Genomic DNA, 20,092 nt, shown 5'->3' on the forward strand with positions numbered 1-20,092 from the left:
GTCAGCCCGCTTCCGTCGCCTCGCCCTGCGGCGGCAGGGCGGCCACGAGCGGCGTGTCGACGCCGACCACCCCGAGCCGCGCGGCGCCCCCCGGCGAGCCGAGCTCGGCGTCCCGACCCGGCAGCGGCTCGGAGAAGAAGGCGTCGTTGTCGGCCAGGTAAGGCGCGAACGCGTCCGGGAGGTCGTCCTCGTAGAAGATCGCCTCGACCGGGCAGACCGGCTCGCAGGCGCCGCAGTCGACGCACTCGTCCGGGTGGATGTAGAGCGACCGGCCGCCCTCATAGATGCAGTCGACCGGGCACTCCTCGACGCAGGCCCGGTCCTTCACATCCACACACGGCTGAGCGATCACGTAGGTCATGTCGCCGAGTTTACACAAACATCACTTGGATAAAACAGCGGATGCGGGAGAATCGCACCCAGGTCACGCCTGGGCGAGCCCTCCCCCGCATCCGACCGTCGGGCCGCGGCAGGCACGCGTCCTGGAGCCGGCCGGGTCGGCTGACGCCGCCGTGGCGGTGGCTGCTACTTGCCGCCGACCGCCGACTTGAAGGCGGTCGCCGCCTTGAAGCCCGGCACGGTGGTGGCGGCGATCTGGATGGTCTCGCCGGTCTGCGGGTTGCGGCCCTCACGGGCGCCGCGCTCGCGCGGCTCGAACGTGCCGAGCCCCGGGATCTGGAGCTTCTCACCGCGGGCGACCTCGGCCACGACGACCTCGACGACAGCATCGAGCGCCCGGCCGGCGTCCGCCTTGCTCAGGCCGGTCTTCTCGGCGATCGCCTCCACGAGCTGGTCCTTCTTCACGGCGTTCCTCACGTCCTCTCCACTGGGACGGCGGCGGCTACCGCCGTCCGACGGGTGTTGCTGTCGACGCGGCGAATGTACCCATGGCCCTGTGGCGGCATGCCGCCAGGGGCATGGACGGCGCGGCCCGGGGCCCCGCGTCGAGCATCGGGCCGGGGCCAGGGGCCGTGCGACGTCGGGTCGCCCGGCCCCTGGCGGGGCGTCGTTCGGTCAAGGCCGACCGAGGGTCAGCCGAGGCTGTCGACGGTGGAGTAGCCGGTGCCGTTGTACTTCTGCACGACGACCGACGAGACCGCAGGCTGGCCGTCCATCGTCGTGTTGACCGAGGTGCCCTCGAGCATGAGCGGCGCCTTGAAGTCCGAGATGCTGCGGAGGGCCTTCATGAAGCTGTCGCGCGTCGGGTCGGTCATCTTCTGGAAGGCCTGCTCGAGCGTGGCGCCGACCATGTAGCTCCACATGCAGTGCGGGAAGGCCGGGGTGCCCTTGTACTTCGCGTACTTGTGCAGGTCCGAGAGGAACTTCGTCACGTCCGCGTCCTTCGCGAAGGCCGGGCTCTGCGGAGCCTTGGCGAAGGAGACCGAGTAGACGCCCGGGTACGCCGAGGCCTTGCCCGGCTTGAGGATCGCCTCCGGGCTGGAGGTGTTCGAGGGCAGGAACCAGCTCGGCTTCCAGTTGAGCTGCTGCGCCTTCTGCAGGGCTGCGATCGCGAGCGGGGTGATCGACATCGCGTTGAACATGACGTCGGCGTGCGTCGACGCGAGCTGCGTGATCTGGGCGTCGACCGAGGTGTCGGTGGCCTCGTAGGTCAGCTCCTTGACGACCTTGACGTTGCTCGCGCCCTCGATGCCCTTCTTGAAGCCCTCGACGTAGCCCTCGCCGTAGTCGTCGTTCTGCGACAGGATCGCGACCGTGAGGTCCTTGCCTGAGGAGGCGAGGAGCTTGCCGAAGGCCTCGCCCTCGTTCGCGTACGACGGCACGAAGCCGAGCTGGTAGGGGCTCTGCTTGGCGTCGTCGAAGATCGGGTCGCCGGTCTGGACGAGGACCTGCGGGACCTTGTCCGCGATGGCCGCCTCACGGTAGGCGCGGTTCGTCGGCGTACCCAGCCCCGAGGTCATCGCGAAGACGCTGCCCTTGAGCTGGTCGTAGTTCGACTTCGCCTTCTGCGGGTCGTAGGCGTCGTCCAGCGCCTTGATCTCGACCTTGCGGGTCTTGCCGTCCCCGAACTTCACGCCGCCCGCGGCGTTGACGGCGCCGAAGTAGGCCTTGATGCCGGCGACGGTGCACGTGCCGGGGCCGGCCGTCGCACCGCTGAGAGGCGTCGTGATGCCGAGGGTGACGGTCGAGTCGGTGATGCCCGTGCTCTCGCCGCCCGCACCGCCGGAGGATCCGTCACCGCCGCGCCCGCAGCCGGCGAGCGTCACCGCGACGGCTGAGATCAGGGCGATGGCGCCCGTCAGCCGCAGGTTCTTCTTGCGATTCATGCCTGTTCTTGCCTCTCTGTTGGGATGCCGCCCACCGATGGGGTCTCCTCCACTGCTTCCCGCCCCGGTGCGGGTCGCGCTGAGGGGGTCTCTTGGCGCCCCGCGCCGCCGGTGGAGCGGTTCTTCGGGCGCAGCTTGCGTGCGATCACCCGCGGCAGCGTCGCCACGCCGCCGGGGAGGACGAAGAGCGTCAGCAGGAGCAGCGCACCCTGCAGCAGCTCGGTCATGTTGGGGTCGATGTGGTTCGTCCACTGCGGGACGAGCACGTAGTAGGCGCCCCCGAGCAGCGAGCCGACGATGCTGGCCGCCCCGCCGATCACCATCGACGCCAGCAGCGTGATGGAGTGCCCGAACGTCATGGTCTCCGGCGAGGTGAACTGGATGACGGCCATGTAGAGGAACCCGCTCACGCCTCCGATGAGCGAAGCGACCGTGAAGGCCAGGACCTTGTAGCGGTACGGCGAGATGCCCATCGAGGCGGCCACCGCCTCGTTGCTCTTCACGATCGCGAACGCGCGTCCGTACTTGCCGCGCACCAGGTTGCGGGTGAGCAGGAAGACCGCGCCACCGATGACGATCACCAGGTAGAGCTGCCACTGGTCGTTATAGAGCCCGGTCCACGCGGGCGCATTGGAGAAGGCCGAGGAGATGCCCTGCGAACCGCCGGTGTAGTCGGAGAGACGCTTCGCGAGGGGTACGCCGACGATCGGGAGCGCGATCGTCACCATGGCGATCGCAAGACCACCGAGCCGTGCTGCGGCGAGTGCGACCACGAGGCCCATGACACCCGGGATGACCACGCTCGCTACGAAGACGAGGACGATGTTCCAACCGTGGGTCGCGCCGTACCCGGTGACATAGGCACCGGCACCGACGAAGAAGATCTGGCCGAGCGAGACCTGGCCCGTGTAGCCCATGACGACGTTGAGGCCGAGAACGGCCACGGCGAACACGCCGATCCTGGCCAGGTTCTGGTTGGTGTACTCGTCGAAGACGAGTGGCACGACCAGGAGCACGATCACCACGATCGCGGTGAAGACCCAGCGCAGAGGCGCGCGGGAGAAGAGTCCAACGGCGGTAGGCATCAGACGCGCACCACGACTTTCCGACCGAAGAGGCCCTGAGGTCGCACGATCAGGACGACGAAGATGAGGATGAACGGGACCGCGACCTTGAGGTCGTAGCCGATGAAGTGGACGTAGACGGCGGCGAGGTTCTCGAGGACCCCGATCAGCCAGGCCGCGACGACGACGCCGATCGGGCTGGACAGGCCGCCGAGGATGACGGCGGCCAGCGCGTAGACGAGGGCGCTGTCCATCATTCCGGGCGTGAGCGTGAGCTGCGGAGCGACGAGCGCCCCGCCGACCGCGCCCAGTGCCGCCGCGAGTCCCCAGCCGGCCATGAGCAGACGCCCGACGGGAAGACCCGAGAACGCCGCCGACTGCGGGTTGTTGGCGACCGCGCGAAGGGCGAGCCCGAACTTCGTCCCGAGGAAGAACGCCTGCAGGACCAGCATGATCGCGACGATCGCCAGGAAGGTCCCGATGGACCGGACGCTGACCGCGGCACCGAAGATCTGGACCGTCTTGAGGGAGAAGAGCGAGGGGAACTGCTGGTTGTTGTAGCTCCACAGCCAGCCGCAGACGCCCGTGATCAGGGTGAGCAGCCCGATGGTCACGACGACCGCCGTGTCCGGGTCGCCACGCTCGAACCGACGCATGACCACGCGTTCGAGGAGACCGCCGAGCAGGAACGACGCGAGGACGGCGAGAAGGATCGCCGGGACGAGCGCGAACCCGTGGGTGGTCAGCCACCACGTCAGGTAGGCGGACAGCACGGCCATGCCGCCCTGCGCGAAGTTGATCAGGCCGGTCGCCTGGTTGACCAGGACGATCGCGAGGCCGAGCACCGCATAGATCGACCCGTTCGAGAGCCCGTCGACGACGAGCTGGATGAATTGGCCCACGGTCAGCCTCCCAGGTAGGCGCGTCGGATTTCGTCCATGCCCTTGAGCTCGGCCGACGTGCCGCTGAGCACGCTCCGGCCGGTCTCGAGCACGGTGGCGCTGTCGACGAGGCGGAACGCAAGGTTCGCGTTCTGCTCGACGACGAGCATGGCGATGCCGGACTCACGGCGAAGCCTCGCGATGGCGTCGTACACGAGCTTCGCGGTGCTCGGCGCGAGGCCGAGCGAGGCCTCGTCGAGCAGCAGCAGCCGCGGCTTCGCCATGAAGGCGCGGCCGACGGCGAGCATCTGCTGCTCGCCCCCGGACAGCGCCGAGGCGTGCGACTTGTACCGCTCCTTCAGGTTCGGGAAGAGGTCGAGCAGGAAGTCGATGTCGGACTCGATGCCCTTGCGGTCGCGGCGCAGGTAGGCGCCGACGCGCAGGTTCTCGCGCACGGTGAGTGCACCGAAGCTGCCGCGGCCCTCCGGCACGTGCGCGATGCCCAAGGCGGCCACCTGCTCGGGGCGCTTCCCGCGGATGTCGGCTCCGTCGAAGAGGATCTTGCCGCCGGCGCGCACGGTCCCGCTGATCGAGCGCAGCGTCGTCGTCTTGCCGGCGCCGTTGGCGCCGAGGATGCCGACCGCGCCGCCCTCGGGCACCGAGAGGGACACGTTGTCGAGCACCTGGACCGGGCCGTACGACGCGGTCACGGACTCGAGCTCAAGCAACGTCATCGGCCGCGTCCTTCCCGATGTAGGCCTCGATCACCCGCGGGTCGGACTGAGCCTCGGCGGCTGTGCCCTCCATGAGCTTGCTTCCGTGGTCGAGGACGACGACGCGGTCGGTGAGCGCCGCGATGAGTCCCATGTGGTGCTCCACGATCACGACGGTGATGTCGTCGTCGCGCCGGATCCGCCGGACCGTCTCGATGAGCTGCTCGACCTCCGCATGCGGCAGGCCGGCGGCCGGCTCGTCGAGCAGGAGGAGCTTCGGTCGGGACAGCAGGGCCCGGCAGAGCTCGATGCCCTTGTGAAGACCGTGGGACAGCTCGTCCGCGCGCCGGTTCGCGGCCCAGCCGAGGTCGAGGCGGTCGAGCAGCGCGAGCGCCTCGGTCCGGAGCTCGCGCTCCGAGCGCGTCTGCCGGCGCAGCCGCAGCGACCACTCGATCGGCCCGCCCGGGAGCCGGGTGTGCGCTCCCAGCAGGACGTTCTCCAGGACGGTGGCGCCCAACTGCAGCGCGGGGTGCTGGAACGTCCGGGCGAGGCCGTGCCGCGCCAAAGTCGCGGGCGCCGTACCGAGGACCTCGACGCCGTCGATCGTGATCGAGCCCGAACTGGGCCGGTAGTGACCGCTGATGCAGTTGAACAGCGACGTCTTCCCCGCACCGTTCGGACCGACGAGACCGAGGATCTGCCCCGGCTCGACGCTGAACGCAACGTCGGTGAGGACCTTGATTCCACCAAATCGGAGGTTCACGTCGGTGAGCCTCAACTGCGCGCCCATCGGCCGCCCTTCTCTCGTGCCACATGCTCGACTGTGCGCCCGATCACACGGCTGGACCGTACGGATCCGCGACCAAATTGTCAACAATTATGTGTGAAACTATGGGTCACGAACCGGTCTCGGTGCGGTGGCGAGAGGATCCAAGCACGAGCGCGGCTTCCATGTGAACGAAATCGTCTACGATCTTGACGCCAGAAACGTGTGGAATAGCGTCCACCAATGCGCCGCATGCAGTCGCGGCGCCGGTCCGGTCCGCCCGTCGCTAGCCGAGGAGGTCCTATGGAGGTCGGTGCTGAGCGGTTGGCCTCACCGGCAGAGGTCGCCGATGCGGTGCGTCGCGGCATCCTGGCCGGCGAGCTGGTCGCCGGCCAGCGGCTGGTCGAGGCCGAGCTCTCCGAGTCGCTCGGCGCTCGGCGCGGCGCCGTCCGCACGGCCCTGATCGACCTCACCCATGAAGGCCTCGTCGAGCGCATCGCCAACCGCGGCGCCCGAGTGCGCGTGGTCAGCGTCGAGGAGGCGATCCAGATCACCGAGGTCCGCATGATGGTCGAGGGCCTGTGCGGGGCCAAGGCCGCCGAGCGCATCTCGGACGACGAGATCGCCGACCTCCAGGCCCTCGGCGACCGGATGCGCGCCTGCGTCGACCACGGCGACGTGGTCGGATACTCCCGGCTCAACCAGCAGCTGCACGAGACCGTCATCCGGATCGCGGCCCAGCCGGTGGCCGCGGAGGTCATCGGACAGCTGCGCGCCCGCAACGTCCGCCACCAGTTCCGACTCGCCTACCGTCCCGGCCGTCCTCAGGCCTCGCTCCCCCAGCACCTGGCGATCATCGAGGGGCTCGCCGCCCGCGACCCGGAGGCCGCACAGGCCGCCGTACGCGCCCATATCGCCAGCGTCATGACCGCACTCCGCGAGTCCGACCCCGCCTGACCCCTCCGGATCTCCGGTACGCCGAGGTCGGTCGCCCCTCTCAGCGCCTGAAGTCCATCTCCTGGAGCTGGGTCTGGACCGTCCGGCCGCTCTCCCACGGGTTGGCGCCGGGCACCACGTGCGGCATCGGGATGTCGGCCCGGTTGCGTCGCTTGTGCGGTGTGGAGATGCCGAGCCGGCGGTCACGTTCCCCGATGAGACGCTCGTCGGCCTGCCCGTCCTCGGTCAGCCCCATCATCAGCTGAGGGATGCCGTACGGGAAGTCGTCACGGTCGTATTGCCAGGTGTGGAACGTCTTCCCGTAGGTGGTGACCAGGTCCGCGAAGTACGCATGCTCGGCGAGGTCCGGGATCCCCGGCGCGGCCAGGATGCCCGACTTCACCTCGTAGTGGTGGCTGTGCCAGAGCCTCTTCTCCTCCTCCGGCAAGCTGCGGAAACGCTCTTCGCTGATGATGTACTCGATCCCGATGAGCCTCGCGTCGACCGCGTTCCGGTCGAAGATCACACACTGATGCAGATCGTGCCGCAGATGGATGCAGAAATGGCTCGCCTCGACCTGGCGCCCCATGTCGTCGGCGTACATGTGGAACCCGTTGAGGTAGGTGCTCATCGCCTGCAACGGGTACTTCGGCTGCATCGTGCCGGCTGCCATATCGAGCAGCCGGTGCTTGAGTGGGTGACCCTTGCCGATCTTCGCCGTGGCCACGAGCTTGCGCCCCAACGCGACGGTCATCGCGGCCGCCGCTCCCGCCGCGATCCCGACTCCCAGCCGGTGCTTGAGTGGGTGACCCTTGCCGACCTTCGCCGTGGCCACGACCTTGCGCCCCAGCGCGACGGTCATCACGGCCGCCGCTCCCGCCGCGATCCCGACTCCCAGCCGCTGCACGGTCCCGGCGGCGTTCTCACCATCAGTCCTCCGTGTCATGCGCGGTCGGTACCCGGCAGCAGGCATCCAACGCCCCGGGACGCGCGGACATGTTGGCCGCTCCGCGCAAGGAGGACGACAAAAGCAACGAGGTCCGGATCTTTCGATCCGGACCTCGTCCGATTGGTAGCGGGGGCAGGATTTGAACCTGCGACCTCTGGGTTATGAGCCCAGCGAGCTACCGAGCTGCTCCACCCCGCGTCGGTGAATAGAACATTACAGGGTCGCCCCGGGCACGCCAAATCGGGGGGCCGTGCCGGGCTGCGAGGGCTACTTGTTGAGCAGCTCGAGGGCCTGGTCGACCTTGGCCTCGGCCTGCTGCATGAGCTTCTCCCGCAGGGCGAAGTCGTTGGAGCGGCCCGCGGCGTCGGCGCGGTCGAAGAGCTGCTGCGCCTGGGCAAGCAGCGACCGGACCTGGGTGTCGTGGTCGCCCTGGGTCTGGCCGGTGCCGGAGCCTTGACCACTGCTCCGGCCCGTCCCCTGCCCGCCGTTCCCCGACTGCTGGCCACCCTGGCCCGCCGTACCGCCGCCGAGGGCGTTGCTCAGGGCCGCGCCGAGCGTGCGGCCGTAGCCGACCCGGCCGTCGTACGACACCAGGACGTAGGCCAACCGCTGGTAGTTGCTGCCGGAGCCGCTGAGCGGACTGGCATAGACCGGCTCGACGTACAACAACCCGTGCGACGCCGTGGGGACGGTGAGGACCTGGCCCCACGCCGCCGAGCTGGCGCTCCGGCTGAATCGCGCGATGGCGTCGGCGATGCGGGAGTCGGTGCGGAACGTATTGCTGATCATCCCCGGCCCGGCGGTGCCCTGGCCGAAGCCGGTGAGGACGCGGATCTTGCCGTAGTTCTTCGGGTCCGTGGCGTCGGAGTCGACCGTCATGACGGCCGCCAGGTTCTGGCGTGACAGCGGCGTGAACGCTGACGTGATCGACCACGTCGAGTCGCCGCTGGCGCCCGGCAGGAACATCCGGGCCGGGGTCTGCTGGTGGTTCGGGTTGTTGGGGTCGTCCGGGACCGACCACTGGTCGTTGGCGTTGAGGAAGTCGACCGCGTCGGTGACGTGGTACTTCGCCAGCTGGTAGCGCTGGACCTTGTAGAGATCCTCGGGGTAGCGCAGGTGCGGCAGGAGCGCGGCCGGGATGTCGGCCTTCTTCTCAACGACTCCGGGGAAGGCCTTCTCCCAGGTCTTCAGGATCGGGTCGCTGTCGTCCCAGGCGTAGAGGTGGACGGTGCCGTCGTAGGCGTCGACGGTGGCCTTCACCGCGTTGCGCATGTAGTTGATCTCGTCGGTCGGCACCGTCTGCGTGCCCGACGTCGTCGGCCGCGCGTCGTTGGTCATCGCGGCGAACGAGTCGCTCGCGGACTGCGGGTAGCGGTCGGTCGTCGTGTAGCCGTCGACGACCCACAGGATCCGCCCGTCCTCGACGACCGGGTAGGCGTCGTCGTCGAGCGTGAGCCACGGTGCGACCTTCTCCACCCGCTGCTGCGGGGTGCGGTTGTCGAGCACCTTCGAGTCGTCGTTGACACGCTCGGAGAGGAGGAAGTTGGCCGAGCCGTACTGGATCGCATACATCAACCGGCGGAACGTGGAGCCGATCGGCACACCGCCCTTGCCGGCGTACGTCGTCGTCTGCTGCCCCTCGTTGCTGCCGTAGTCGAGCTCGACCGACTTGGCCCCGGCCGGACGCCCGACGATGGAGTAGTCGGGGCTGTCCTCACCGAAGTAGACCTGGTCCTGGACGTTCTTCTGGCCGGCCGTCAGGTCGCTGTCGTCACGCCCCTCGGCCCACTGCGTGTCGGCGTGCTCGGTGGCGTCCGCACGACCGCGCTGGTTGGCATAGGCCGCGACGACCCCGTTGGAGTGGGTGTAGACCGTGTGCAGGTTGGTCCAGGTCCGGTCGCTGGTGCTGATCCCGCTCTGCTTGAGCTCCCGGACGCCGAGGACGAGCGCCCGGTCGTGGCCGTCGATGTCGTAGCGGTCGACGTCGAGCTCGGGGGCGACGGTGTAGTAGGACCGACCCTGCTGGATCTGCTCGAACTCGTCGCGCACCCACACCGGGTCGGCGACCGGGACGGAGGAGGCCGCGTTGTCGAGGGCCTTGGCGCTCGTCGCGGACGCGTCGGCCGTCGGCTTGTAGGCCACCGTCTCGACGTCGTCGATGCCGTACGCCGCCCGGGTCGCGGCGATGTTGGCCGCCAGATAGGTCCGCTCCTTGTCGGACTGCGACGGCTTGACCTGGAAGGCCTGCACGATCGCCGGCCAGATCAGACCGAGGACGATCGCCGAGACCAGGAGCAGCCCGATCCCGACGGACGGGAGCTGCCAGCTGCGCCGCCACACGTTGGCGAAGAAGAGCAGCGCACAGATCACCGAGATGCCGATGAGGATGTTCTTCCCCGGGAGTACGGCGTGGTCGTCGGTGTAGCCGATGCCGTCGAGCACCGGACCGGAGTCGTGGACCAGGTCGAAGCGGTCGAGCCAGTAGTCGACCGCCTTGAGCGCGAGGACCAGCCCGACGAGGACCGAGATCTGGGCGCCCGCCGGACGCGAGATCCGATCACGGACCGCTCCCCCGAGGCGGATGCCGCCATACACGTAGTGGACGACGAGCGAGGCCAGCGTGGCGAGGATGAGCGCGGTGAGCGCGAAGTTGACCAGATAGTGCCACCACGGCAGGTCGAAGACGTAGAACCCGACGTCGCGGTGGAAGAACCGGTCCTTGCTTCCGAAGGGGACGCCGTTGCGCCACAGCAGGTAGGTGCGCCACCGGCCCGCGCCGGAGACGCCGGCGAAGATGCCGGAGATGCCCGCGACGCCGACGAGCAGCCAGGTCCGGATGGGCGTGATGGCGTCGCGGTAGCGCTCCAGGCCGCCGTGGTCGTCGGCCGGATGGAAGAACGGCCGCGCACGGTAGGCCAGCCAGACCGGCACCGCGATCGCGGCCGCCATGAGCAGCCCGAAGACGACGAAGAGGATCGTCCGGGTCCAGAAGAGGGTCCCGAAGACGCTGTCGAAGTCGACGGAGTGGTACCAGAGCCCGTCGGTGTAGAGCGAGGCGAACGTGGTGAGGGCGAAGAAGAAGAGCACCAGGACGACGCCGCTGATGACCAGCCACCGGGCACGCGTCGACGGCCGCCGCGGCGGTGCGTCGTGGGGATCGTCGTCGAAGAGCTCGCTCACGGCTCCTCCGGCCCGCTCGGGTTGCTCTGGCCGCTCACGTCGTCGTCGGCCAGCGTCGCCGCCAGCAGCTGGGTGAGCTGGGGCACCAGGTCGGCGCCGCCGACCACGGACTGGGCGTCGTCGTGGGCGCGCAGCCGAAGGGCGGTGTACGTCGAGCCGCCGCGCGTCACGCCGGCGACGATCCGCACCTCCTGGCGGTCGGGGTGCTCGCGCGCGAACTCCTCCGCTGCCGCCGGATCCTCCGGGATCTCCGCGTCAGCACCCGGCGGGAGGACGAGACGCTCGACGACCGCTGCACAACCGGCCACCTCGGCCGGCCAGGCGGTCGTCTGCAGGACCTCCTCGAGCCGGTCTCCGGAGGCGAGCTGGTCCTGCTCGACGGGCGTCAGGGACCCGGCGGCCGACGACTCGTCGAGCCCCATCAACGACGCGAGCGTCGGCTCGGCGGCCACGAAGGCGGCCGTGTCGACCAGGGCGTAGAGCCGCGCGGGGCCATCCCAGCCCTCGCCGGCGACGTGCTCCTCGATCTCGAGGACGGCGGCGGCCAGCGCCGGGTCCACGTCGAGGTCCCCGGTGACGTCCCTGTGACTCTCGCTCATGCGCCGCTCCCACAGCTCGGCAGGGGCGCACCGTGGTCCTTCACCCAGGTCTGGATGGCGGACAGCGCGCCGTCGAACGTGCTCACCTTCACCAGCCGCATGTCACCACGATCGGCCCCCACGACATCCTGGCAGTTGTCGGCCGGCACGAGGAAGAGCTTGGCGCCGTCGTGCTGGGCGGCGGGGATCTTCTGCTGGATCCCGCCGATCGCGCCGACCTGACCCTTCTCGTCGATGGTCCCCGTCCCGGCGACCGGGTCACCCCCGGTCAGCGAGCCCGGGGTGAGCGTGTCGTAGACCGAGAGCGCCATCATGAGGCCGGCGCTGGGCCCGCCGATGGTGGGGTCTATGCCGATCCGCACGTCGAACGGGAAGTCGTAGGTCGTCCCCAGCCCGACGCCCAGGTAGGCCTTGCCGTTCCGGCGGCCCGAGGTGACCTTCGTGGTCATGGTCCGGTGACCGCGCTGGACGGTGAGCCTCACGACGTCACCGGGCTTCACCGACTGCACGGCCTTGACCGCCTGGTCGGGCGTCTTCACGGATGTGCCGTTGATCTTGCGCACCTTGTCGCCGGTCTTGAGCACGCCGGCGGCCGGCGCCTTCGCCGTCACCTGCGCCACCGCGACGACCGAGCCGACGTGGTAGCCGAGCTTCTCCAGGGCCGCCGCGACGGCGTCGTCCTGCGCCGTCGCCATGTCCAGCGCACCCTGCTGACGGTCGCCCTTGGTCGTGCCGTGGACGTCCGGATAGGCCACCGAGAGCGGATAGACCGCGTCGTCCTTGCTCACCCAGGCCTGCAGCAGCGCCCACAGCCCGAGCTTGGCGGTGCGCGTCGTCTCGGAGACGGTCGTCATCCGCAGCTCGCCGGCGTCTCGGTAGGCCTTGTGGCCGTCGACGTGGACGATCGGCTGCCCCTGGTAGTCGCCGAGGACGTTGACCGTCGGCCCGGGACTGTAGATCGTGAAGGGCAGCGGCACGACCCACGCCAGCACGACCAGGAGCAGCACGAGCGGCAGCGCGATGAGGCCGGCCAGCGTGCGGTGCGTCATGCGGGCTACCTTCTCATTCCCGCCCAAGACGGCGCTGAGACGCCCTCGGCGCTCACCGGGCGCGGGCTCAGGACGCGCGGCGCTTCGCGGCGTCGCGCGCGGAGTCCCGGCCGGCACCCTTCGCGGCCTGCCGCTGCGCCGGTCGTACGGCGACCCCGCTGCTCCGGTCGCGAGCCGGACGCGGCGCGGCGTAGCGCGGGGACTCCCGCCCGTCGCGGTCGCGGGAGAGCGCGTCGGCCAGCCGGCGTACGGCGACCTCACGGTCGACCGCCCCACGACCCTCGCGCCCCAGCCAGGCGACCCAGAGCATCGCGAGCGCCGTCACGACGGCGGCCGGCACGAGCCAGAGCAGGATCTCCACCCCAGCAGGGTAGGCAGCCCAGGGCGTCGAACGGCTACGGCGCGCCGACCCACTCGTCGGTGCCGTCGCTGAACCGCTGGTGCTTCCAGATCGGGACGGTGGCCTTGAGCGTGTCGATGAGGTCGCGGGAGGCGTCGAACGCCTCGCCGCGGTGCCCCGAGGTGGTGGCGACGACGACGGCGATGTCGCCGATCGCGAGGGTGCCGACCCGGTGGACCGCGGCCAGGCCGTTGACGCCGTGGTCGGCGGCGACCTTCTCGCAGACCTCGCGGAGCCGGTCGAGCGCGGTCGGGTGGGCGGAGTACTCCAACCCCGCGACCCCCTTGCCGTGGTCATGGTCGCGGACCCGCCCGACGAACAGCGTGAGGCCGCCGGACGCATCGTCGTCGAGCGCGTCGACGATCTCCGCGACGTCGAGCGGGGCGTCGCGGATGTCGACGAGCTTCACGGCCGGGTGCGTCATGGGTCGACCCTACGACGTCTGCGTTGGTGAGGCGTTGGCCGCACACGTAGATTGGAAGCATGAGTGAGACCCCTGGCCAGCCCGGTCCGGAAGAGCCCGACGAGCCGCAGAACCCGTTCAAGGGCACACCCTTCGAGGGACTCTTCGGTGGCGCGGCCGGTGGCGCCGGCGGAGCCGGCGGCTTCCCCGGCTTCCCCGCCGGTGGCGGCATGCCCGACCTCAGCCAGCTCTTCGGCCAACTGCAGGCCCTGATGCAGCCCTACGACGGCCCGCTCAATTGGGACGTCGCGCTCGACCTCGCCCGCAAGACCGTCGCGCAGCGGCCCGACCCGTCCGTCACCCAGCGTCAGAAGGACGCGGTCGCCGACGCCGTCCAGCTCGCCGACCACTGGCTCGACGACACCACCGCCTTCCCCTCCGGGGTGAAGACCGCCACTGCCTGGAGCCGGGCGGAGTGGCTGGTCAACACGCTCGACGTGTGGAAGGTGCTGGTCGAGCCCGTCGCGCAGTCGTCGGTCAACGCGATGAGCACCCAGTTGCCCGAGGAGATGAAGGCGATGGCCGGCCCGATGATGGGCTTCCTCGGCAAGGCCGTCGGCGCGCTCTATGCCAACCAGGCCGGCTCCGGTCTCGGCCAGCTCGCCGGCGACGTCCTCTCCGTCTCCGACATCGGCGTGCCGCTCACCGAGCCGGGCCGCGCCGCCCTCCTGCCGACCAACATCGCGCCGTTCGCGGAGGGTCTCGGCGTGTCCGAGGACGACGTCCTGCTCTTCCTCGCGCTGCGTGAGGCCGCCCACCAGCGGCTCTTCGCGGGTGTGTCGTGGCTGCGCGACCACGTGATCGGGGCGGTCCGCGACTACGCCACCGGCGTCGAGATCAACCTCGACGCCATCCAGCAGCGCGTGCAGGAGCAGCTCCAGGGGCTCGACATGAACAACCCCGAGGAGCTGCAGAAGGCGTTCGAGACCGGGATGTTCGAGCTGCCCGAGTCCCCCCAGCAGAAGGCCGCCCTGGAGCGGCTCGAGATCGTCCTCGCGCTGGTCGAGGGCTGGGTCGACGAGGTCGTCGGCCTCGCCACCGCCGAGCGGATGCCCGCCGCGGCCAAGCTCCAGGAGGCCGTACGCCGCCGGCGCGCCGCCGGGGGCCCCGCGGAGCAGACCTTCGCGACCCTCGTCGGCCTCGAGCTGCGGCCGCGCCGCCTCCGCGACGCCGCCACCCTCTGGGGCTCGCTGCGCACCCGTCAGGGCATCGAGGCCCGCGACGGCGTCTGGATGTCGCCGGCGCTGTTGCCGACGGCGAAGGATCTCGACGACCCCCTCGGCTTCCGCGAGGGCGCCGAAGCCCCTGCCGCGCTGACGGAGGACGACTTCGACGCCGAGCTGCGCAAGCTGCTCGAGGGTGGCGGCGAGTCGGGCGACACCCCCGACGCCGAGTGAGCCTCCACGCCGACGCGCTCTCGGTGCTCCGTGCCTGGACGCCCCCGACCAGCGACCAGGCCCGGTTGCGCGAGCGCTACGTCGCTCATCTCGAGGAGCATCCCGGCGGCGTCCTGCGCTCGTCGGTGCCCGACCATCTCACGGCCTCCTGCCTGGTGCTCAGCGCCGACGGCGCACAGACGCTGCTCACGCTGCACGCCAAGGCGCGGCGGTGGTTCCAGTTCGGTGGCCACCTCGAGCCCGACGACGTCTCGTTGCTCGCCGCCGCGACGCGTGAGGCGACCGAGGAGTCCGGGCTCGCCGGGCTGCGTCTGCTGCCCACACCCGTCCAGCTGAGCGAGCACGAGGTCCCGTTCTGCGGCCCTGCCGGCGGCGTACACCACCTCGACGTGCGCTTCGTCGCCGTCGCCCCCGCGGACGCCTCCCATGCCGTGAGCGAGGAGTCGCTCGACGTCCGCTGGTGGCCCGCCGACGCCCTCCCCGACCCCGAGCCCGACCTCGTCGAGCTGGTCTCGCTCGCCCGCGCCCGGCTGAGTTGAGTCGCGGCCCATGGCGGGTCGAGTTGCGGTGGATGGTCGTTCGGCGAACCACGATCCTCAGCTCGAGCCACCACGACTCGGGACTCGACCCTCAGTCGACGTCGGCGGCGTCGGCCTCCTCCTCGCCCGGCGGCGCGGGGAGCCTGCTGGCGGCGGACCAGCCGAGCAGATAGCCCTTGGCGCGCTCTGCCTGTGGGAACCGGTCGACCCAACCCCAGAAGCGGGCGTTGTGGTGGGGCTCGAAGAGGTGGGCGAGCTCGTGGACGAGGACGTAGTCGATGACCCACGACGGCATGCCCTGCAGCCGCGCGCTCAGCCGGATGGAACGGTCGCCCGGCGTGCACGAGCCCCAGCGGCTCTGCTGGTTGTCGACCCAGCGGACGGACTCGGGGATGGCGAGGCCGCCGAAGTAGCGGTCACTCAGCGCTGTCGCGCGCCGCAGGAGCTCGTCGTCGGAGGGCTTGCGGCGCTGCTCGGACTTCTCGATGCGGGCGACCATCTGCTCGACCCATTCCGCTTCCTCACGCCGCGACATGGCGGCTGGGATGAGCACGACGATGCGCTCGCCGTCGCGGTAGGCAGAGACGGTACGCCGCCGGCGACTGCTCCGGCGCACCTCCACCTCCGGCTGCTCCATGCACCGAGACCTTAGCCGTTCGCCCAGGCCAGCAGACGGTCCCGCGTCCAGGTGTTGACGATCCGGTCCGGCTCGATGCCGACCGCCTCCGCCCGTTCGCAGCCGAGGACGAGGAAGTCGAGCTGCCCGGGCGCGTGGGCGTCGGAGTCGATCGCGAAGAGACAGCCGGCGTCCCGGGCGAGCTCCAGGAGCCGGGTCGGCGGGTCACGCCGCTCCGGCCGGGAGTTGATCTCGACGGCGACACCGTGCTCGGCGCAGGCCTCGAAGACCGCCGTCGCGTCGAACCGCGACCCGGGGCGGGTCCCCCGGCCACCGGTGACGAGGCGGCCCGTGCAGTGGCCGAGGACGTTCATCCGCGTGGTGGTGATGGCGGTGACCATCCGCCGCGTCATCTGGGCCGGCTCCATGGCGAGCTTGGAGTGGACGCTCGCGACCCGCAGGTCGAGCCGCTCGAGCATGTCCTCCGTCTGGTCGAGGCTGCCGTCGTCGAGGATGTCGACCTCGATCCCCTTGAGGAGGCTGAATGCCCCGTCGAGATGGGCGTTGACCGCCTCGACCACGCCCAGCTGCCGCTGCAGCCGCTCGGCCGACAGCCCGCGCGCGACCTTGAGCCGCGGGCTGTGGTCGGTGAGCACGAGGTAGTCGTGGCCGACCTCGATCGCGCTGAAGGCCATCTCCTCGATCGGGGACCCACCGTCGGACCAGTCGGAGTGGGAGTGCAGGTCGCCGCGCAGCCGGGCGCGGAGCGCCTCTCCCGCGCCGCGGGCGGTGAGCGGACCGCCGAGCTCCTCCTCCGCGCGGGCAAGCCGCTCCGGGGTGCGTCCGGCGACCGCGTCGGCGATGACGGCGGCGGTCGAGGCGCCCACGTCGGGTAGCTCGGTCAGCGTCCCCGCCTCCGCGCGCTCGCGCACCTCCGACTCCGGGAGCGGCAGGATCGCCGCGGCCGCCGCCCGGAACGCCTTGACCTTGTAGGTGTCCTGGCGCCCTCGCTCCAGCAGGAAGGCGATCCGGCGCAGGGCTGTGACCGCACCGGCGTCGTACGCGTCCTCCACGTGTCCCATTCTCGCGCATGGCCGGAGGACGGGAGGGTACCGAGGGCGTGGAACGGATATGTCGTGATACGACAGAAGTGAGGCGACGCCCACGATGAGCACGCTGTTCCCGCCCCGCCAGGCGCCCACCGACCGCGGTCGGCTTGCCCGTGATCTGCTGCGCGTCGTCGAGGGCGAGGTGCGCTTCGACACGGCCAGCCGGCACCTGTACGCCAACGACGCGTCCATCTACCGGATGATGCCGCTCGGCGTCGTCGTGCCCCGCACCGCGGACGACGTCGTCCGGGCGGTGGAGGTGTGCCGCACCCACCAGGCTCCGATCCTCGCGCGCGGCGGCGGCACCGGCCTCTCCGGACAGAGCGTCAACCACGGGGTGATCTTCGACTTCTCGAAATACATGAACCGGATCGTCGAGCTCGACCCCGACGCGCGCACCGCCATCGTCCAGCCGGGCGTGATCTGCGACCAGCTCCGCTACGCCGCTATGGAGCACGGGCTGACGTTCGCCCCCGATCCGGCGACCCACGACCACAACACGCTCGGCGGGATGATCGGCAACAACTCGTGCGGCACGCACTCGGTCTACGGCGGCAAGACCGTCGACAACGTCATCGAGCTGGACGTGCTTCTCTACGACGGCACGAGGATGTGCCTCGGACTCGAGGAGGAGGAACAGCTCGACACGATCATCGCCGCGGGCGGCCGACGGGGAGAGATCTACCGTCGCCTGCGCGACCTGCGCGACAGGTACGGCGATCTCGTGCGCGCACGCTACCCGGACATCCCCCGCCGGGTGAGCGGCTACAACCTCGACGATCTCCTTCCCGAGAAGGGCTTCAACACGGCTCGCGCTCTGGTCGGCACCGAGTCAACCTGCGTGCTCGTCCTCTCCGCGAAGGTGCGGCTGCTGCCCTGGCCGGCCAAGCGGTCGCTGGTCGTGCTGGGCTACCCGGACTCCCCCACGGCCGCCGAGCACGTGACCGAGGTGCTCGACACCGGACCCCACGGTCTGGAGTTCTTCGAGTCGGGCATCGTCGACAACCTGAGGAAGAAGGGCTTCGAGTCGGAGGGCATGGCCGAGCTGCCGGCGGGCAGCACCTTCGTGCTCGTCGAGTACGGCGGGGACACGCAGGAGGACACCGACCGCAAGGCCGAGGCGCTCGTGGGCCGAATCCGCGACCTGCCGCATCCGCCGGACATCAAGAACTATGGCGACGAGCGGCACGAGTCCGATATCTGGGAGATCCGCCGCGGCGCTATCGGGTCCACCCGGATCCCCCAGGAGCACGCCGGCCTCGCCGGCTGGGAGGACGCGGCCGTGCATCCCTCGCGACTTCCGGACTACCTGCGGGACTACCGCGAGCTGGTCGAGCGGTACGGCTACCACACCGTCCTCTTCGGCCACTTCGGGCAAGGGTGCATCCACAACCGTCTCGACCTCGACATCAAGACCGCCGAGGGGATCGAGACATTCGGCCGCTTCCTGGGCGAGGCCGCCGACCTGGTCATCCGACACGGCGGGGTGCCCAGTGGGGAGCACGGCGACGGCGTGCTCAAGGCCGCGTTCCTCGAACGCCTCTACGGCCCCGAGCTGGTCGGGGCCTTCGAGGAGTTCAAGGACATCTTCGATCCCCTCGGGATGATGAACCCCGGCAAGGTCGTGCGGACCCCGCCGCCCACGGAGAACCTGCGGCTGGGACCGCACTACACGCCACCGGACCTGCCCACCCACTTCCGGTTCCCCGAGGACGGATACGGCTTCGCCGACGCCGCCAACCGCTGCTTCGGCATCGGCAAGTGCCGGCATCTCGAGGGCGGCACGATGTGCCCGAGCTTCATGGTCACCCGTGAGGAGAAGCACTCCACCCGCGGCCGCGCGCGGATGCTCTTCGAGATGATGCAGCAGGCCGGGGAGCGGACCCACCCCTGGCGCGACGACGGCGTGAAGGAGGCGCTGGACCTCTGCCTCGCCTGCAAGGGCTGCAAGGGCGACTGCCCGGTGCGCGTCGACATGGCCACCTACAAGGCGGAGTTCCTCTCCCATTACTACGCCGGCAGGCTGCGGCCGAGGTCGGCGTACGCCCTGGGCCTGATCCAACGGTGGGCACGCCTGGCCGCGATCGCCCCTGGTGCGGTCAACACGCTCACGCATGCTCCGGTCACCGCCACCCTCCTCAAGACCACCGCCGGCGTGGCACCCGAGCGCGAGCTGCCGCGCTTCACCGATCGGACGTTCCGCGCCCGGGACCGCCATCGGCGGCCGGCGAACCCGGACGGACGCGAGGTGCTGCTGTGGACCGACACCTTCACCGACCACTTCGAGCCGCACGTCGCGATGTCGGCGGTCGAGGTGCTCGAGGCCGCCGGCCTGCGCGTGCGCCTCTCCCGCACTCCGATGTGCTGCGGCCGCCCGCTCTACGACTACGGCATGGTGCCGACCGCGACACGCTACCTGCGTCGGATTCTGGACGAGCTGAGGCCCGACATCGAGGCGGGGATCCCCGTGATCGGCATCGAACCCTCCTGTGTCGCCGTCTTCCGCGACGAACTGCCCAACCTGCTTCCCCACGACGAGAACGCGCAGCGACTCTCGCAGCAGACCTTCACGGTGGCACAGGCTCTCGAGCGGCTGGCACCGGAGTGGGCGCCACCCGAGATCGGAGGTGATGCTCTCGTCCAGGTGCATTGCCACCAGGGCGCCGTCCTCGGGTACGACGCCGAGAAGACGCTCCTCGAGCGCGCCGGCGTACGCCTCACCGTCCCCGACAGCGGCTGCTGCGGAATGGCGGGCAGCTTCGGCTATGAAGCAGGCGAGAAGTACGACGTCTCCGTGGCCGCCGGCGAACGTGTCCTGTTGCCGCAAGTGCGCGAGGCCCGCCCGGACACCGTGGTGGTGGCCGACGGCTTCAGCTGCCGCGAGCAGATCACCCAGCTCACCGATCGGGCCGCCGTCCACAGCATCGAGCTGCTCGCCGCCGGGCTCGACGCTCCCGACCCTCGCCAGCCCACCGGACGGCCCGAACGTCGTATTCACCAGCGTCTCCCCCGGCCCTACCGGGGAGCCGACCGGGCGCACCGCGACCGCGGCGCGCTCACCCGTCCCGCGACGGCCGCCGGTGCTGTCGCCGCCCTCACGGCGATGACAGTCCTCCGGCGCCGCCTCCGTCACAGATAAGGAGAGA

At 70.2% G+C, this 20,092-nt stretch carries 19 protein-coding genes and 1 tRNA gene; 4 read left to right on the plus strand and 16 right to left on the minus strand.

The window, feature by feature from the left end; all coding sequences use genetic code 11:
- Position 1 precedes the first annotated feature (1 nt).
- The 7 genes from fdxA to AB3X52_RS13980 form a co-directional block, all read right to left on the minus strand.
- Positions 2 to 361 carry a ferredoxin gene (gene fdxA / locus AB3X52_RS13950; protein WP_367994700.1) on the minus strand — a complete coding sequence of 120 codons (360 nt, stop codon included), beginning with the start codon at positions 359 to 361 and terminating at the stop codon, positions 2 to 4.
- Positions 362 to 525: 164 nt separating this feature from the next.
- Positions 526 to 816 carry an HU family DNA-binding protein gene (locus AB3X52_RS13955; RefSeq protein WP_437440553.1) on the minus strand — a complete coding sequence of 97 codons (291 nt, stop codon included), beginning with the start codon at positions 814 to 816 and terminating at the stop codon, positions 526 to 528.
- A 215-nt stretch (positions 817 to 1,031) separates the two neighbouring features.
- Positions 1,032 to 2,285 carry an ABC transporter substrate-binding protein gene (locus AB3X52_RS13960; protein WP_367994701.1) on the minus strand — a complete coding sequence of 418 codons (1,254 nt, stop codon included), beginning with the start codon at positions 2,283 to 2,285 and terminating at the stop codon, positions 1,032 to 1,034.
- Complete coding sequence (locus tag AB3X52_RS13965) at positions 2,282 to 3,370, minus strand: branched-chain amino acid ABC transporter permease (RefSeq protein WP_367994702.1); 1,089 nt, start codon at positions 3,368 to 3,370, stop codon at positions 2,282 to 2,284. The genes AB3X52_RS13960 and AB3X52_RS13965 overlap by 4 nt, the downstream gene beginning before the upstream one ends.
- A complete protein-coding gene (locus AB3X52_RS13970; RefSeq protein WP_367994703.1) occupies positions 3,370 to 4,251 on the minus strand; it encodes a branched-chain amino acid ABC transporter permease in 882 nt (293 codons plus the stop codon). The genes AB3X52_RS13965 and AB3X52_RS13970 overlap by 1 nt, the downstream gene beginning before the upstream one ends.
- 2 nt (positions 4,252 to 4,253) lie before the next feature.
- Positions 4,254 to 4,964, minus strand: coding sequence for an ABC transporter ATP-binding protein (locus tag AB3X52_RS13975; protein ID WP_367994704.1), 711 nt, complete (start codon positions 4,962 to 4,964; stop codon positions 4,254 to 4,256).
- Positions 4,951 to 5,733 carry an ABC transporter ATP-binding protein gene (locus AB3X52_RS13980; protein ID WP_367994705.1) on the minus strand — a complete coding sequence of 261 codons (783 nt, stop codon included), beginning with the start codon at positions 5,731 to 5,733 and terminating at the stop codon, positions 4,951 to 4,953. Before AB3X52_RS13980 ends, AB3X52_RS13975 begins: the two co-directional genes overlap by 14 nt.
- A 279-nt stretch (positions 5,734 to 6,012) precedes the next feature.
- Between AB3X52_RS13980 and AB3X52_RS13985 the strand changes: the two genes are divergently transcribed.
- Entirely contained in the window at positions 6,013 to 6,666 is a 654-nt protein-coding gene (locus AB3X52_RS13985) for a GntR family transcriptional regulator (protein ID WP_367994706.1), read from the plus strand.
- Positions 6,667 to 6,706: 40 nt separating this feature from the next.
- On the opposite strand, the gene AB3X52_RS13990 is transcribed toward AB3X52_RS13985, so the two are convergent.
- The 7 genes from AB3X52_RS13990 to AB3X52_RS14020 form a co-directional block, all read right to left on the minus strand.
- Positions 6,707 to 7,591: an OBAP family protein gene (locus tag AB3X52_RS13990; RefSeq protein WP_367994707.1), complete on the minus strand. Its 885-nt coding sequence runs from the start codon at positions 7,589 to 7,591 to the stop codon at positions 6,707 to 6,709.
- A gap of 124 nt (positions 7,592 to 7,715) precedes the next feature.
- Positions 7,716 to 7,792, minus strand: a tRNA-Met gene (locus tag AB3X52_RS13995).
- 69 nt (positions 7,793 to 7,861) lie between these two features.
- Positions 7,862 to 10,774 (minus strand): UPF0182 family membrane protein, encoded by a 2,913-nt coding sequence (locus tag AB3X52_RS14000; RefSeq protein WP_367994708.1) that lies wholly within the window; start codon positions 10,772 to 10,774, stop codon positions 7,862 to 7,864.
- Positions 10,771 to 11,373: a PPA1309 family protein gene (locus AB3X52_RS14005; protein WP_367994709.1), complete on the minus strand. Its 603-nt coding sequence runs from the start codon at positions 11,371 to 11,373 to the stop codon at positions 10,771 to 10,773. Before AB3X52_RS14005 ends, AB3X52_RS14000 begins: the two co-directional genes overlap by 4 nt.
- The gene (locus AB3X52_RS14010; RefSeq protein WP_367994710.1) at positions 11,370 to 12,422 is read right to left on the minus strand and encodes a YlbL family protein; all 1,053 of its coding nucleotides are present in this window, start codon (positions 12,420 to 12,422) and stop codon (positions 11,370 to 11,372) included. The genes AB3X52_RS14005 and AB3X52_RS14010 overlap by 4 nt, the downstream gene beginning before the upstream one ends.
- Positions 12,423 to 12,489: 67 nt before the next feature.
- The gene (locus AB3X52_RS14015) at positions 12,490 to 12,783 is read right to left on the minus strand and encodes a hypothetical protein (protein WP_367994711.1); all 294 of its coding nucleotides are present in this window, start codon (positions 12,781 to 12,783) and stop codon (positions 12,490 to 12,492) included.
- A 34-nt stretch (positions 12,784 to 12,817) separates the two neighbouring features.
- Entirely contained in the window at positions 12,818 to 13,246 is a 429-nt protein-coding gene (locus AB3X52_RS14020) for a molybdenum cofactor biosynthesis protein MoaE (RefSeq protein ID WP_367994712.1), read from the minus strand.
- Positions 13,247 to 13,305: 59 nt separating this feature from the next.
- Between AB3X52_RS14020 and AB3X52_RS14025 the strand changes: the two genes are divergently transcribed.
- On the plus strand, positions 13,306 to 14,682 hold the full coding sequence (locus AB3X52_RS14025) for a zinc-dependent metalloprotease (RefSeq protein ID WP_367994713.1): 1,377 nt from the start codon (positions 13,306 to 13,308) through the stop codon (positions 14,680 to 14,682).
- Positions 14,679 to 15,221: an NUDIX hydrolase gene (locus AB3X52_RS14030; protein WP_367994714.1), complete on the plus strand. Its 543-nt coding sequence runs from the start codon at positions 14,679 to 14,681 to the stop codon at positions 15,219 to 15,221. Before AB3X52_RS14025 ends, AB3X52_RS14030 begins: the two co-directional genes overlap by 4 nt.
- A 91-nt stretch (positions 15,222 to 15,312) precedes the next feature.
- On the opposite strand, the gene AB3X52_RS14035 is transcribed toward AB3X52_RS14030, so the two are convergent.
- Positions 15,313 to 15,858 (minus strand): M48 metallopeptidase family protein, encoded by a 546-nt coding sequence (locus AB3X52_RS14035; protein ID WP_367994715.1) that lies wholly within the window; start codon positions 15,856 to 15,858, stop codon positions 15,313 to 15,315.
- Between the two features lie 11 nt (positions 15,859 to 15,869).
- The gene (locus AB3X52_RS14040) at positions 15,870 to 16,919 is read right to left on the minus strand and encodes a PHP domain-containing protein (RefSeq protein ID WP_437440554.1); all 1,050 of its coding nucleotides are present in this window, start codon (positions 16,917 to 16,919) and stop codon (positions 15,870 to 15,872) included.
- Positions 16,920 to 17,004: 85 nt separating this feature from the next.
- Here AB3X52_RS14040 and AB3X52_RS14045 point away from each other — a divergent pair, with 85 nt between their 5' ends.
- Entirely contained in the window at positions 17,005 to 20,085 is a 3,081-nt protein-coding gene (locus tag AB3X52_RS14045; protein WP_367994717.1) for an FAD-binding and (Fe-S)-binding domain-containing protein, read from the plus strand.
- Positions 20,086 to 20,092: the final 7 nt, after the last annotated feature.

The sequence above is a fragment of the Nocardioides eburneus genome, from assembly GCF_040838215.1.
Classification (GTDB): Bacteria; Actinomycetota; Actinomycetes; order Propionibacteriales; family Nocardioidaceae; genus Nocardioides; species Nocardioides eburneus.